General features: G+C 68.5%; 13 protein-coding genes. 4 read left to right on the plus strand and 9 right to left on the minus strand.

Going from position 1 to position 14,569, the window contains the following annotated elements:
• Positions 1–5: 5 nt before the first annotated feature.
• Positions 6–2,627: an ATP-dependent chaperone ClpB gene (clpB, locus tag AC07Y4_RS18480; RefSeq protein ID WP_139706121.1), complete on the minus strand. Its 2,622-nt coding sequence runs from the start codon at positions 2,625–2,627 to the stop codon at positions 6–8.
• Between the two features lie 156 nt (positions 2,628–2,783).
• Here clpB and AC07Y4_RS18485 point away from each other — a divergent pair, with 156 nt between their 5' ends.
• Positions 2,784–3,764, plus strand: coding sequence for a Bug family tripartite tricarboxylate transporter substrate binding protein (locus AC07Y4_RS18485; RefSeq protein ID WP_487849225.1), 981 nt, complete (start codon positions 2,784–2,786; stop codon positions 3,762–3,764).
• Between the two features lie 116 nt (positions 3,765–3,880).
• Positions 3,881–4,717, plus strand: a complete 837-nt coding sequence (locus AC07Y4_RS18490) for an acid phosphatase (RefSeq protein ID WP_487849226.1) — start codon at positions 3,881–3,883, stop codon at positions 4,715–4,717.
• 16 nt (positions 4,718–4,733) lie between these two features.
• Here the strand turns inward: AC07Y4_RS18490 and AC07Y4_RS18495 are convergent, their stop codons facing one another.
• Positions 4,734–5,219: a molybdenum cofactor biosynthesis protein MoaE gene (locus AC07Y4_RS18495; RefSeq protein ID WP_159277536.1), complete on the minus strand. Its 486-nt coding sequence runs from the start codon at positions 5,217–5,219 to the stop codon at positions 4,734–4,736.
• A gap of 36 nt (positions 5,220–5,255) precedes the next feature.
• Here AC07Y4_RS18495 and AC07Y4_RS18500 point away from each other — a divergent pair, with 36 nt between their 5' ends.
• The gene (locus AC07Y4_RS18500) at positions 5,256–6,281 is read left to right on the plus strand and encodes a hypothetical protein (RefSeq protein WP_159277537.1); all 1,026 of its coding nucleotides are present in this window, start codon (positions 5,256–5,258) and stop codon (positions 6,279–6,281) included.
• Positions 6,282–6,519: 238 nt separating this feature from the next.
• Entirely contained in the window at positions 6,520–7,419 is a 900-nt protein-coding gene (gene dapA / locus AC07Y4_RS18505) for a 4-hydroxy-tetrahydrodipicolinate synthase (protein WP_487849227.1), read from the plus strand.
• Here the strand turns inward: dapA and AC07Y4_RS18510 are convergent.
• Genes AC07Y4_RS18510 through AC07Y4_RS18540 form a run of 7 tightly spaced genes read right to left on the minus strand, consistent with a single transcriptional unit; the run spans position 7,406 to position 14,525 of the window.
• Positions 7,406–7,657 (minus strand): MoaD/ThiS family protein, encoded by a 252-nt coding sequence (locus AC07Y4_RS18510; protein WP_369647641.1) that lies wholly within the window; start codon positions 7,655–7,657, stop codon positions 7,406–7,408. The genes dapA and AC07Y4_RS18510 overlap by 14 nt on opposite strands.
• An 8-nt stretch (positions 7,658–7,665) precedes the next feature.
• Complete coding sequence (locus AC07Y4_RS18515) at positions 7,666–8,955, minus strand: molybdopterin molybdotransferase MoeA (protein ID WP_487849228.1); 1,290 nt, start codon at positions 8,953–8,955, stop codon at positions 7,666–7,668.
• Positions 8,948–9,493, minus strand: coding sequence for a molybdopterin-guanine dinucleotide biosynthesis protein B (mobB, locus tag AC07Y4_RS18520; RefSeq protein ID WP_487849229.1), 546 nt, complete (start codon positions 9,491–9,493; stop codon positions 8,948–8,950). The genes AC07Y4_RS18515 and mobB overlap by 8 nt, the downstream gene beginning before the upstream one ends.
• Before the next feature lie 16 nt (positions 9,494–9,509).
• Positions 9,510–10,925 carry a threonine synthase gene (gene thrC / locus AC07Y4_RS18525; RefSeq protein ID WP_487849230.1) on the minus strand — a complete coding sequence of 472 codons (1,416 nt, stop codon included), beginning with the start codon at positions 10,923–10,925 and terminating at the stop codon, positions 9,510–9,512.
• On the minus strand, positions 10,922–12,244 hold the full coding sequence (locus AC07Y4_RS18530; protein WP_095744704.1) for a homoserine dehydrogenase: 1,323 nt from the start codon (positions 12,242–12,244) through the stop codon (positions 10,922–10,924). Before AC07Y4_RS18530 ends, thrC begins: the two co-directional genes overlap by 4 nt.
• Before the next feature lie 14 nt (positions 12,245–12,258).
• Entirely contained in the window at positions 12,259–13,296 is a 1,038-nt protein-coding gene (locus tag AC07Y4_RS18535; RefSeq protein ID WP_487849231.1) for a DUF1176 domain-containing protein, read from the minus strand.
• A complete protein-coding gene (locus AC07Y4_RS18540; protein ID WP_062472994.1) occupies positions 13,293–14,525 on the minus strand; it encodes a pyridoxal phosphate-dependent aminotransferase in 1,233 nt (410 codons plus the stop codon). Before AC07Y4_RS18540 ends, AC07Y4_RS18535 begins: the two co-directional genes overlap by 4 nt.
• Positions 14,526–14,569 lie beyond the last annotated feature (44 nt).

The following is a 14,569-nucleotide window of genomic DNA, read 5'->3' on the forward strand; positions in this document are numbered from 1 at the left end:
CGACTTTAGGCCGATGCAGCCGCCGTTGGTTCCCCGCCCTTGCGGAACGAGAACTGGCCCGGCGACTGGATCGGGTCGGTTTCGACTTCGATCGTGTCCTTCGGCCCGAAGCTGCCGTCCAGCAACAGCTTCGAGAGCGGGTTCTCGATGCGCTGCTGGATCGCACGCTTGAGCGGACGCGCACCGAACACCGGGTCGAAGCCGACCTTGGCGATCTCGGCCAGCGCCGCGGGCGACACCTGCAGGCCCAGGTCCATCTTCGCCAGGCGCGCCTGCAGCACCTTGAGCTGGATCGCGGCGATCGATTCGATGTTCTTCGCGTCGAGCGCGTGGAACACGACGGTCTCGTCGATGCGGTTCAGGAACTCGGGGCGGAAGTAGTTCTTCAGCTCGTCCCACACCGCTTCCTTGATCTCCTCGCTCGGCTGGCCCACCATCGACTGGATGATCGGCGAGCCGATGTTGCTGGTCATCACGATCACGGTGTTCTTGAAGTCCACGGTGCGGCCCTGGCCGTCCGTGAGGCGACCATCGTCGAGCACCTGCAGCAGCACGTTGAACACGTCGGGGTGGGCCTTCTCGACCTCGTCGAGCAGCACCACGCTGTAGGGCTTGCGGCGCACGGCTTCCGTGAGGTAGCCGCCCTCTTCGTAGCCCACGTAGCCCGGCGGCGCGCCGATGAGGCGGGCGACCGAATGCTTCTCCATGAACTCGCTCATGTCGATGCGGATCAGGTGGTCTTCGCTGTCGAACAGGAAGCCCGCGAGCGCCTTGCACAGCTCGGTCTTGCCCACGCCCGTGGGGCCGAGGAACAGGAACGAACCCGTGGGGCGGTTCGGATCAGAAAGGCCCGAGCGCGAGCGGCGGATCGCATTGGCGACCGCACCGATGGCCTCGTCCTGGCCGACCACGCGCTCGTGCAGCTTGTCTTCCATGACGAGCAGCTTGTCGCGCTCGCCCTGCATGAGCTTGGCGACCGGGATGCCGGTGGCGCGCGCCACGACCTCGGCGATTTCTTCCGAACCGACCTGCGTGCGCAGCAGCGTGGGCGCGCTGGACTTGCCCTTGCTCGCCTCGCTCTCCTCGGCTTCCTTCAGGCGCTTCTCGAGCGCCGGCAGCTGGCCGTATTGCAGCTCGGCGACCTTGTTGAAGTCGCCCTTGCGCTTCCACTCCTCGATCTGGAACTTGATCTTGTCGATGTCTTCGCGCACGTGCGCGCTGCCCTGGGCCTGGGCCTTCTCGGCCTGCCAGATCTCGTCGTAGTCGGCGATTTCCTTTTGCAGCTTGGTGATCTCGTCCTCGATGAGGCCGAAGCGCTTCTGCGAGGCTTCGTCCTTCTCGCGGCGCACGGCTTCGCGCTCGATCTGCAGCTGGATCAGGCGGCGGTCCAGACGGTCCATGACCTCGGGCTTGGAGTCCATCTCGATCTTGATCTTGGCCGCGGCCTCGTCGATGAGGTCGATGGCCTTGTCGGGCAGGAAGCGGTCGGTGATGTAGCGGTCACTCAATTCGGCCGCGGCCACGATGGCCGGGTCGGTGATCTGCACGCCGTGGTGCACTTCGTACTTCTCCTGCAGGCCGCGCAGGATGGCGATGGTGGCTTCGACGCTCGGCTCGCCCACGATGATCTTCTGGAAGCGGCGCTCCAGCGCGGCGTCCTTCTCGATGTACTTGCGGTATTCGTCCAGCGTGGTGGCGCCCACGCAATGCAGCTCGCCGCGCGCGAGCGCGGGCTTGAGCATGTTGCCTGCGTCCATGGCACCTTCGGCCTTGCCGGCGCCGACCATGGTGTGCAGCTCGTCGATGAAGACGATGGTCTGGCCTTCGTCCTTCGCGAGTTCGTTGAGCACGGTCTTCAGGCGCTCTTCGAATTCACCGCGGAACTTGGCACCGGCCAGCAGCGCGGCCATGTCGAGCGACAACACCCGCTTGCCCTTGAGCGACTCGGGCACTTCGCCGGCGACGATGCGCTGGGCCAGGCCTTCGACGATGGCGGTCTTGCCCACGCCGGGTTCGCCGATGAGCACGGGGTTGTTCTTGGTGCGGCGTTGCAGCACCTGGATGGCGCGGCGAATTTCCTCGTCGCGGCCGATGACCGGGTCGAGCTTGCCCAGGCGGGCGCGCTCGGTGAGGTCCAGGCAGTATTTCTTGAGGGCTTCGCGCTGGCCTTCGGCGTCGGCGCTGTTCACGCCCTGCCCGCCGCGCACGGCCTCGATGGCGGCCTCGAGCGACTTGCGGCTCAGGCCGTTGTCCTTGGCGATCTTGCCGATGTCGGCCTTGCTGTCGGCCACGGCGAGCAGAAAGAGTTCGCCCGCAATGAACTGGTCATTGCGCTTGATGGCTTCCTTCTCGGTCGCCTGCAGCAGCTTGCCCAGCTCGGGGCCGACCTGCACGATGTCGTGGCCCTGCACCTGGGGCAGTTTCTTGATGGCGCCTTCGGCCGCCTGCAGCAGCCCGGGCACGTTGACGCCGGCACGCTCCAGCAGGGCGCGCGGGCCGTCGTCCTGGCGCAGCATCGCGACCAGCAGGTGCGCCGGTTCGATGTAGGCGTTGTCGCTGCCAAGGGCGAGCGACTGGGCGTCGCTCAGTGCTTCCTGAAATTTGGTGGTGAGTTTGTCTTGTCGCATGGTGGTATTCCTGCATCCAAAATAGGGCTGTTCGGGCACGATTCAAGGTTGCGAATCGGATTTGCACCCTGGGCACGGGTATTGCACCGGGCCCCGCACCGTCCTGCCGTAGGCATTTCTCTCTTTCTTCGAATGGAGTCGATCATGGTTTTTTCAATGCAGCGCGTCCAACCGATGCGCCGCGCGTTCAGCGTGGGTCTCTTGGCAGCGGCCATGGGCATGGCCGGCCTGGCACAGGCCCAGAGCGGCACGCCGGTGCGCCTCTTGGTGGGCTTTCCCGCCGGCGCGGGCACCGACGCCATTGCACGCACCCTGGGCGAAAAGCTCAAGGACGTGCTGGGCGTGCCCGTGGTGGTCGAGAACCGCGCGGGCGCGGGCGGCCAGATCGCGGCGCAGGCGCTGAAGGCCGCACCGGCCGACGGCCACACGCTGTTCCTGTCGCATGACCACTCCATCTCGATCCTGCCGCAGGTGGTGAAGAACCCGGGCTTCAACCCCGCCACCGACTTCGTGCCCGTGGCCGGCTTTGCCACCTTTGCCAACGTGCTGGCGGTGTCGGGCGGCACGCCGGCCAAGAGCATCGACGAGTACGTGAAGTGGATCCGCACGCAAAAGGGCGGCAAGGAAACCATCGGCGTGCCGGCACCGGCGTCGATCCCCGAGTTCCTGGTGAAGATGATCTCGGACAAGTACAAGATCGACGTGCAGCCCGCACCGTACCGCGGCAGCGCGCCCATGACGGCCGACATGCTGGGCAACCAGATCACGGCGGGCATCGCCTCGGTGCCCGACTTCATCGAGAACCACCGCGCGGGCAAGGTGCGCATCGTGGCCTCGATCGGCGCCAAGCGCCAGGCCCTGCTGCCGAACGTGCCGACCTTCACCGAGCTGGGCTTTGCGAACCTGGAAGACCTGCCCTACTACGGCATCTTCGCGCCAGTGGGCACGCCGCAAGCCGTCATCGACAGGTACGGCGACGCGCTGCAGAAGGTGCTGGCCATGCCCGACGTGAAGCAGAAGCTCACCACCATGGGCCTGACGGTCGGCTACGAGCCCCAGGGCCAGTTCGCGGGCCGCGTGCGCAGCTACACGCAGACCTGGGAAAAGATCATCCAGGCGAGCGGCTTCAAGCCCTGAGTCGCGCGATCTGGTACGACCCGGCACGGCCGTCACCTGGGTGATCTTCCGGCCCGGCGGGGCCCCTCTACGATGGGCCCTCGCCTTCCAACAACAAAGCCGGAGACACATCCCTCATGCGATTCACGACCCTCGCCGCCTCGCTGGCGGCCGCGCTGCTGCTCGGCGCCTGCGGCAGCACAGCCCCCATTTCCCCCGCCGAAGTCGGCGAATTGCGCCCCGGCTCGGGCTACCTCAAGGGCTACCTGCCCAGCGCCGAGCTGCCCGACAGCCTCGCCCTGCTGCCGGCGCCCCCGGCCGAAGGCTCCGCCGCGCTGGCGGCCGACGGCGCCACCTTCCGCGCGCTCACGGCCCTGCAGGGCACGCCGCGCGGCGCACTCGCGGTACAGGACGCAAACCTCAAGTTCCCGAAGGCCGCCGAGGTGTTCTCGTGCGCGCTGGGCATGCCCATTTCCGAGCAAGCCACGCCGAACCTGAACATGCTGCTGCGCCGCACGCTGGCCGACGCCGGCACGGCCACCTACAAGGCCAAGAACACCTACAACCGCACGCGCCCCTTCGTGGCCTTCAAGACCGGCAGCTGCACGCCCGCCGAAGAAGCCTCGCTGGCCAAGGACGGCTCGTACCCTTCGGGCCATTCGGCCGTCGGCTGGGCCTGGGCGCTGGTGCTGACGGAACTCGCACCCGAGCGCGCCGATGCACTGCTGCAGCGCGGCCGGGCCTTCTCGCAGAGCCGCGCGATCTGCGGCGTGCACTGGCAGAGCGACATCGAGAACGGCCGGCTGGTCGGCGCAGCGACGGTAGCCAGGCTGCACACGAACCCGGTGTTCCAGGCGCAGATGGCGGGTGCCCGGTCAGAGATCGCGAAGGCACGCGCAGCAGGCGCGGTGCCCGCTCAGGACTGCGGTGCGGAAGCCAAGGCACTGGCGGCCTCGGCACTGATCGCGCCCTGAGCCTCGAACGCGCCGCTCAGGTGGCGCTGTTCGAAGCCGCGATGCCCCAGCGTGCCAGCGCTTCGTCGTCGGTCACGCGGGCATCGACCCAGCGGGCGCCTTCGGGCGTCTGCTCCTTCTTCCAGAACGGGGCCTGCGTCTTCAGGTAGTCCATCAGGAACTCGCAGGCCTGAAAGCTCTGGCCGCGGTGGGCGGACACCACCGCCACCATCATGATCTGGTCCAGCGGCTGCAGCAGCCCCACGCGGTGGATCACGCGCGCGCCCAGGATGTCGAAGCGTTTGTGGGCCTCGTCGATCATGGCCTCGATGGCTTTTTCGGTCATGCCGGGGTAGTGCTCCAGCTCCATCGAGGCGATGGTGCTGCCGTCATTGCGGTCTCTGACCGTGCCGATGAAGCTGCAGACAGCGCCGACGCGCGCGTCGGCCGCGCGCAGGGCGGTGATCTCGGCACCGGCGTCGAAGTCGGCCGTCTGGATGGAAACGCGAGGGAGCGAGGACATGCCCAAATTGTGGCACTGCCGCCCTACACTGCGCCGATGCCGGCCCCCACGTCGCAGCCCCTGACGCCCGACGATGTCGAGATGCTGCGGCGCGTCGACCTTGCCGCGCGCACCCCGGCCGCCGGCCTGGCGGTGCTGGCCGTGCTGCTGGCGGGCTGCGCCCTCGTCTTCGTGGTGATCGGGCGGCTGCCCGGCGCCCCGGCGGGCCTGGCCCTGGCGATGAACGCGGCGGCACTGGTCACCTTGCTGCTGGGCGTGTGGCTGTTCACCCATCGGACGCGGATCGACCGGCGCCGGGCCCAGACCACCCGCGAGGCCCTGGCGAAGAACAGCAAGTTCACCGTGGCCGGCACCGTGGACCACGTGGCCGCCCTGCCCGGCGGCGCGCTGCGCTACACGGTCGACGGCCAGTTCCACATCGACGTCGCGCCGGTGCTGGGCCTGGACGCGCCTCGCAGCCACGCCACGGGCCGGCCGCTGACGGCGGTGCGGCACCTGGCACAGGCGCCCGTCGAGATCGAATGCGTGGCGCGCGACAACGACGTGCATCTGCTGCTGCGCACGCGTTATCCGATGGCGCGCCAGGCTACGCGCACCGAGCGGCCGGCCACCTCGCGCGACCGTCGGCGCGCCGGGCGCTCGGACCGCCGCTTCATGGGCGTCGTGCTGGCGGGCGGCGCGGTCCTGGCGATCGGGACGGCGTGGGCCGACGGTTTTCGCCCGGGCTTCGGCCTGTTCATGGCGGGGTACGCAGCCGCCATCTGTGCGCTGGTGTTCGCGGTCGGCGTGCTGCCGCAGCTGCTGCGCGCACGCCGGTTCACGCACCTGCACACGGTGAGCGGGCCGGTCACCGAAATCCTCACGGCCCAGGTGCCGCAGGGCAAGCACACGGCGGAGGTGCGCTGGTTCCGGGTCGACGGCCAGCTGTTCGGCGCGCTCGACCTCAAGACCGACGCGCAGCTGGGCAACCAGGTCACCGTCGAGTTCCTGGGCAATGCCCGCGCCGCCGATGGCGGCCGTGTCGTGAGCCTGCAACGCAGCGCCACCGCACCGCCGGCCTAGGCGCGACAATGCAGCCCATGCCTTCGCGCCGCACGCCCATCCGCCTCTCGCCTTCGTTCGAAGGCCAGGCATGCGCGCGCCAGGGCAACAAAGCCAAAAAACCAAAGCTCGTCTGACCGGAGCCGAGGTTCCGTCGTCGGATGAGCGACGGAACCTGCCAAGGCTTTGGCCCCTCTTGGGTTGCGCGCGCATCGGACGGTGGTTCTTTCCATCGGTCGATTCCTGAAAGGAAGCCTGCGTGCCACATCAACAACCAACCGCCGACACCACCACCGATTTCTCGGGCCTGTGGGTCGCCCTCGTCACCCCGTTCCGCGACGGCGCGGTCGACCACACCGCGCTGGCCGCGCTCGTGCGCCGGCTCGCCGACGACGGCGTGACCGGCTTCGTGCCCTGCGGCTCGACCGGCGAAGCCGCCGCGCTCGACGAGGCCGAGCAGCTCGCCGTGCTCGACACCGTGCTGACCGCCGCGGGTGGCCTGCCGGTCGTGATGGGCGTATCGGGCTACCACCTGGGCAAGGCCACGGCCTGGGCCCGCAAGCTCTCGGAACGCCCGCTGGCGGGCCTGCTGGTGGCCGCGCCGCACTACATCCGCCCGTCGCAGGCCGGCGTGCTCGAGTGGTTCCACGCCATCGCCGATGCCAGCACGGTGCCCGTGCTGGTCTACGACATTCCCTACCGCACGGGCGTGACCATCGCGCGCGAGACGATGCTGGCGCTGGCCGAGCACCCGCGCATCCGCGGCATCAAGGACTGCGGCGGCGACATGGCCAAGACGCGCGCGGTGATCGCCGACGGCCGGCTGCAGGTGCTCACGGGCGAAGACCACCAGATCTTCGCCACCATGGCCGAAGGCGGCGTGGGCGCCATCGCGGCCAGCGGCCATGTGCAGACGAAGCGCCTCGTGCGGCTGGTGCGCCTGCTCGCCGAGAACCGGCTGGCCGAGGCGCGCGCCGAATGGCAGCCGCTGCAGCCGTTGCTGGAGATGCTGTTTGCCGAACCGAACCCGGGCCCGCTGAAGGCGCTGCTGGCGCATGCGGGCGAATTGCGTGACGAGCTGCGCTCGCCGATGACGCGCGCGTCGGACGGCCTGCGCGAGCGCCTCGTGGCGCTGGACGCGCGGCTCAGCCGCCCGTGACGGGCGGGAAGAACGCGACTTCGCAGTCGTCGTTCAGCGCGGCGGCCTCGTCGCTCATGGTCTGGTCGAGCGCCATGCGCACGGCCTTGCCGCGTGCGAGCGCGCTGGCGTAGGCCCCGCCACGGGCGATGAGTTCGTCGCGCAGGGCTGCGAGCGTGCCGGCGGCTGTGTCGACGGTTTCACCGCTGCTGGACAGTGCCTCGCGCACGGAGGCGAAATAACGGATGCGGACCTTCATGGGGTGGTTCAACCGAGCAGCGATGCGAGAGGAATGAAGTTCACGGTGTCGCCGGTCTTGATGGTCCGACCCGCCGGGTTGTCGACCAGGCCGTCGCCCCAGACCATCGAGGTGAGCACGCCCGAACTCTGGTTGGCGAACAGGTCGAGCCCGCCCGCCGCGTTGCGCCGCACACGCAGGAACTCGCGGCGCTTGTCGGCGCGCGGCCAGTCGAAATCGGCGCGCAGCGGCACGGCCGCGGGCGCCACGCGCGTGGCCCCCTGCAGCGCGAGCAGGAAGGGCCGCACCAGCATCAGGAAGGTCAGGAAGCTCGACACCGGGTTGCCGGGCAGCCCCGTGACATGGCAGGCGCCCTGCCCGTTCCTGCGCGCGATCGAGCCGTAGGCAAAGGGCTTGCCGGGCTTCATCGACAGCGACCACAGCTGCAGCTCGCCCAGCGATTGCAGCGCCGCGCGGATGTGGTCTTCTTCGCCGACCGAGACGCCGCCGGTGGTGATGATCAGGTCGTTCGCCTCGGCCGCCTCGCGCAGCGCGGCGATGGTGGCCTCGCGGTTGTCGGGCACGATGCCCAGGTCGTTCACCTCGCCGCCCAGGCGGTGCAGCAGCGCGCGCATGAAGAAGCGGTTCGAGTTGTAGATCGCACCGGGCTTCATCGCGTCGGGCGCGACCTCGCCGGGCATCACCAGTTCGTCGCCGGTCGAGAGCATGGCCACACGCGGCTTGCGCGCGACCTGCAGCGTGTCGAAGCCGACGCTGGCGGCCAGGCCGAGCGCAGCGGGCGTGAGGCGTTCACCGCGCTGGAGGACCACGTCGCCCGAGGCCACGTCTTCGCCTGCGCGGCGCACCCACTGGCCGGCCACGGGCACGATGGCGATGCGCACCGACCCCAGTCCGCCCTCTTGGGGCGTGGCGGCCGTGTCTTCCTGCATGACGACCGCGTCGGCGCCTTCAGGAATCTGCGCCCCCGTGAAGATGCGCGCCGCCGTGCCGGCCGCGAGCGGCGTGCCGACGGTGCCGGCGGGAATGCGCTGCGTCACGGCCAGCTCGGTGCCGGGCGTGGCGCAATCGGCCGCGCGCACGGCGTAGCCGTCCATCGCGCTGTTGTCGCGCGGCGGCACGGTGAGGCCGGAGACGAGGTCCTGCGCCAGCACGCGCCCGTCGGCGTCGAAGGTGCCGACGCTTTCGGCCGGCAGCAGCGGCCGGGCCTTGGCGAGCAGCACCGCGATCGCCTCATCGAGCGGCATCAACGGTGGGCGCGAGGACGAGGCGGCGAAGGGAACGGGAGAGGAATCAGCCATGGTGTCCGGGGTTGTAGTCGAAGCGCTCGCCGCTGTCGATCAACCACGTGGCAATGGCCTCGGCGTCGTTGAGGTCGAGCACCGGGCGCGCCGTGGCCTCGGGCAGGCCGTCCGGCGCATCGGTGGCGACGGCGGTGACAAAGGGGTCGTCGATGTACAGCGCGGGGCGCGGCGCCTCGCCGTCGCCGCTCGGGCGCCAGACCTCGATCTTGAGCACGTCGCTGTGCCGGAAGCCCTCGACCAGTGCCCAGTCGACCGCCGGATGCAGCTCGGCGAGCAGCTGATGCACCGTGAGCTCGACCGGCACCTCGAACTCGCGCATCAGCGCCAGCCGCTGGTCGGACGCGACGACCACCTCGAAGGCCCCGGCCTGCCGGTGGCGCCAGGTGTCCTTGCCGACGTGGTCGATGTCGAAGCGGTGGTGCGCATGCTTGACCACCGACACGCGCAGCCCGCGCTGCTTGAGCACGGGAATCAGGCGCTCCACCAGCGTGGTCTTGCCAGCGCCGGAATACCCGGCGAAGCCGACGACCTTCATGCCGCGGACGCCCCGGTCAGTCGCAGTGCTGGGCGATGTAGGCCTTGACGGCCTCGGCATCGGCCGGCAGCTGGACCACGCGCTTGGGCAAGGCTTCGATGCCTTCGAACTTCTTCGGGCGTGCGGGCTCTTCGCCCAATGCCTCGACCACCGTGGCCGCGAACTTGATCGGCAGCGCGGTCTCGAGCACCACCATCGGCACGCCGGGCGTGAGCTGCTCGCGCGCGGCCTTGAGGCCGTCGGCGGTGTGCGGGTCGATCAGCGTGGCGAAGCGCTTCTCGGTGTCGCGGATCATCGCGAGCCGGTCGGCGTGCGTGCTGCGGCCGCTGCGAAAGCCGAAGCGCTCGGCGGCCTGCTTGAACGCCGGGTCGGCGCTCAGGTCGAAGCTGCCCGTCAGGCCCAGGTCGTCCACGAACAGCTTGCGCAGGCGGTCTGCATCGCGGCCGACGAGGTCGAACACGAAGCGCTCGAAGTTGCTGGCCTTGCTGATGTCCATCGACGGGCTGGAGGTTTCGTGCGTGTCGACCGCTGCGCGCACGCGATACACGCCGGTGCGGAAGAACTCGTCGAGCACGTCGTTCTCGTTGGTGGCGACCACCAGCGTCTGGATCGGCAGGCCCATCATGCGTGCCACGTGGCCCGCGCAGACATTGCCGAAGTTGCCCGAGGGCACGGTGAAGCTCACCGGCTTGTCGTTGCTCGCCGTGGCCTGGAAGTAGCCCGCGAAGTAATAGACGACCTGTGCCAGCAGGCGCGCCCAGTTGATCGAGTTGACCGTGCCGATGCGGTACTTGCGCTTGAAGGCCAGGTCGTTCGACACGGCCTTGACGATGTCCTGGCAGTCGTCGAACACGCCGGTGATGGCGATGTTGTGGATGTTGGCGTCCTGCAGGCTGAACATCTGCGCCTGCTGGAACGGGCTCATGCGCCCGTCGGGCGAGGTCATGAAGACGCGCACGCCCTTCTTGCCGCGCATGGCGTACTCGGCCGCGCTGCCGGTGTCGCCGCTGGTGGCGCCCAGGATGTTGAGCTCGGCGCCGCGGCGGGCCAGTTCGTACTCGAACAGGTTGCCCAACAGCTGCATCGCCATGTCCTTGAAGGCCAGCGTGGGGCCGTTGGACAGGGCTTCGAGGTACACGCCGTCTTCGAGCTCGCGCAGCGGCACGATCTCGTCGGTGCCAAACACCTCGGCCGTGTAGGTCTTCGCGCAGATCGCCTTCAGGTCGGCCGCAGGAATGTCGTCGATGTACAGCGAGAGGATTTCGAAGGCCAGCTCGGCGTACGGCAGCGTGCGCCACTTTGCGAGCGTGGCGGTGTCGACCTGCGGGTACGTTTCCGGCAGGTACAGGCCGCCATCGGGCGCCAGGCCTTCGAGGAGGATTTCGCAGAAGCGCTTGCGGTCGGCGTGGCCGCGGGTGCTCAGGTAGTTCACTTCAACTCTTCCTTGCGGATGCGTACGATGGGCTCGAGCACGGTCGGCAGCGCCTGCAGTTCGGCCATGACGTCGTTGACCGTGCCTTCGCGCGCGTCGTGCGTGAGGATGATGAGGTCGGTCTGCGTCGAGCCTTCGCCGCCCACTTCGTCGGCCTCGCGCTGCAGCACGGCGTCGATGCTGATACCGGCGGTGGCCAGCAGGCCCGTGACCTTGGCGAGCACGCCGGCCTGGTCGGCCACGCGCAGGCGCAGGTAGTAGCTGGTGACGACTTCCGACATCGGCAGCACCTTCAGGTCGCTCATCGCGTCAGGGTGGAAGGCCAGGTGCGGCACACGGTGCGCGGCGTCGGCGGTGTGCAGGCGGGTGATGTCGACGAGGTCGGCGATCACGGCGCTGGCGGTCGGCTCGCTGCCGGCGCCCTTGCCGTAGTACAGCGTGGTGCCCACGGCGTCGCCGTGCACGACCACGGCGTTCATCGCACCTTCGACGTTGGCCAGCAGGCGCTTGGACGGCACGAGCGACGGATGCACGCGCAGCTCGATGCCCTGGGCGGTGCGCTTGGTCACGCCCAGCAGCTTGATGCGGTAGCCGAGCTGCTCGGCGTACTTGATGTCCTGCGCGGCGAGCTTGGTGATGCCTTCGACGTGGGCCTTGTCGAACTGCACCGGAATGCCGAAAGCGATGGCGCTCATCAGCGTGACCTTGTGCGCGGCGTCGACGCCTTCGATGTCGAAGGTGGGGTCGGCTTCGGCGTAGCCCAGGCGCTGGGCTTCCTTCAGCACGGTGGCGAAGTCCAGGCCCTTGTCGCGCATCTCGGACAGGATGAAGTTGGTCGTGCCGTTGATGATGCCGGCCAGCCACTGGATGCTGTTGGCCGTGAGGCCTTCGCGCAGCGCCTTGATGATCGGGATGCCACCGGCCACCGCGGCCTCGAAGGCCACCATCACGCCCTTGGCATGCGCGGCCGCGAAGATTTCGGTGCCGTGCACGGCGAGCAGCGCCTTGTTGGCCGTGACCACGTGCTTGCCGGCTGCGATGGCTTCGAGCACGAGCTGCTTGGCAATGCCGTAGCCGCCGATGAGCTCGATGACGATGTCGATGTCGGGGTTGGCGATGACTTCGCGCGCATCGGCGACCACCTTCACGCCTTCGCCGGCCACTTCGCGGGCACGGGCGGTGTCGAGGTCGGCCACCATGGTGATCTCGATGCCGCGGCCGGCGCGGCGCTTGATTTCTTCCTGATTGCGCTGGAGCACCTTGAAGGTGCCGCTGCCGACCGTGCCTGCGCCGAGCAGGCCTACTTGGATGGATTTCATGGGAGGGGTCGCGTTCATGGTTTGGATGAGGTGAGAGACGGTGCTGCGGCGTCCACGAGGCGGCTGACGTAGCGCGGCAGGCTCCAGGCGCCGCCCGCAAAGCCGCGGCACATGCCGTCGCCGTTCGCACCGGTGCGCACGAAGGTCGTGCCGTTGAAGTGCCAGGTTTCGCTCGACCAGCAATCGCCGATGCCGCGGCCCTTTATGGAAGAGGTGACGCTGGCGTCCTTGTCGTCGAACTCGCCGCTCGCCTCGAGCGACACGGGCGCATAGGGCGGCTTGTCGTTGGCGGTCCAGAGCAGCGTGGTGTAGTTGTACGCGCCCACGCCGCAGCCCAGCGCCAGAAGCACCTTGCGGTCGTTCAGGCGGTGAACCTCCACCGACTTGGCGTTGACCTGGTCCTGGTTGTTGCACCGCTCGCGCGCGTCTTTCAGGTCGAGCGACGGAAAGATGCGCGCGGCCAGCGTGTCGTCGCCAGCTCGCGCCTTCGGCGGCTTGACCACATGGACGACGGGCATGGGCACCGGCGGCAGCACGGAAGATTCGGGCTTGGCGCCCTTGCGCACCAGCGCACCCGGGGTGCCGACGCGGCCTTGCGTTTCGTCCATCTTCAGCAGCACGGCGTTGAGGCCGGCGAGCGACAGCGTCCACTTCTTGCCGCCGTTGGCCGTGACGGTGGCGTCGTCGCTCTTGAGCAGTTCGGGCAGCACGGCGCGGACCTGCCCCTGGTCGAAGCTGGCGGTTCCCGCGTCGAGGCCGGACAGGGCGGCCTTGCCGACCTTGAAGCGCAGCGGCCCCTTGGCGCGGCCGTCATCGCCGATCTGCAGCTGGATGTCGAGGGCCGTGTTCGGCCCGGCCGCGCGGGTGATCAGCATCGACACCTGCTGGTGCTCCCCGCTGTCCGCCTGGTAGCCGGCGGCGCGGCAGGTCAGCGTGTTGTCGCAGACCAGTTCCCAGTCGTTGTGCGAGAACGAGACCGGCTCTTTCTTCCCGGCCGCGCCGACAGACAGTGCGCCCAGCAACAGCGCGGCAGCGACGCAGGCGGATCTCATGGTCCCGTCTTGCGACGCAACCGGTACTGCTCCAGGAACTTGGCGATGCGGTTGATGGCCTCGCGCAAGTCGTCTTCGTGGGGCAGGAACACGATGCGGAAGTGGTCCGGCGTGGCCCAGTTGAAGCCGGTGCCCTGCACCAGCATCACACGGGTTTCCTTCAGCAGCTCGAGGAAGAACTGGCGGTCGTCCGCGATCGGATAGACCGCGGGGTCGAGCTTGGGAAACATGTAGAGCGCCGCGCTGGGCTTGACGCAGCTCACGCCCGGGATGGCGGTGATCAGCTCGTAGGCCAGGTCGCGCTGGCGGCGCAGGCGCCCGCCTTCGCACACGAGGTCGTTGATGCTCTGGTAGCCGCCGAGCGCCGTCTGGATCGCCCATTGACCCGGCACGTTGGCGCACAGGCGCATGTTCGAGAGCATGTTCAGGCCCTCGATGTAGTCGCGTGCGCTGCGCTTGTCGCCCGACACCACGAGCCAGCCGGCACGGTAGCCGCACGAGCGGTAGCTCTTGGACAGCGAATTGAAGGTCAGCGTGAGCACGTCGGTCGACAGGCTGGCGATGGCCGTGTGCTTGACGCCGTCGTACAGCACCTTGTCGTAGACCTCGTCGGCGAAGATCACGAGGCCGTGCTCGCGGGCGATCTCGACGAGGCTCTTGAGCAGCTCGTCGGAATACAGCGCGCCGGTCGGGTTGTTCGGGTTGATGACCACGATGCCCTTGGTGCGGGGCGTGATCTTGGCGCGGATGTCGGCCAGGTTCGGCATCCAGCCGTTGTCCTCGTCGCACAGGTAGTGCACCGGCGTACCGCCCGACAGGCTCGTGGAGGCGGTCCACAGCGGGTAGTCGGGGGCCGGCAGCAGCAGCTCGTCGCCGTCGTTGAGCAGCGCGTTGGTGGACATGGCGATCAGCTCGCTGGCGCCGTTGCCCAGGTAGATGTCGTCGAGCGTGACGCCCGCGATGCCCTGCTTCTGGGTCTCGTGCATCACGGCCTTGCGCGCCGCGAAAACGCCCTTGCTGTCCGAGTAGCCCGCCGAGGTCGGCAAGTTGCGGATCATGTCCTGCTGGATCTCCTCAGGCGCATCGAAGCCGAACACGGCCAGGTTGCCGATGTTGAGCTTGATGATCTTCTGGCCTTCTTCCTCCATCTGCTTGGCGGCGTCCATGATGGGGCCGCGGATGTCATAGAGGACGTTGGCCAGCTTGGCCGATTTCTTGAGCTGCTTCAAAGGGGCCCTCCCGGGCGGGTTTACTCGAAGGTCAAAGGCCCCTG

The sequence above is a fragment of the Variovorax sp. GW460-12-1-14-LB1 genome, from assembly GCF_059423605.1.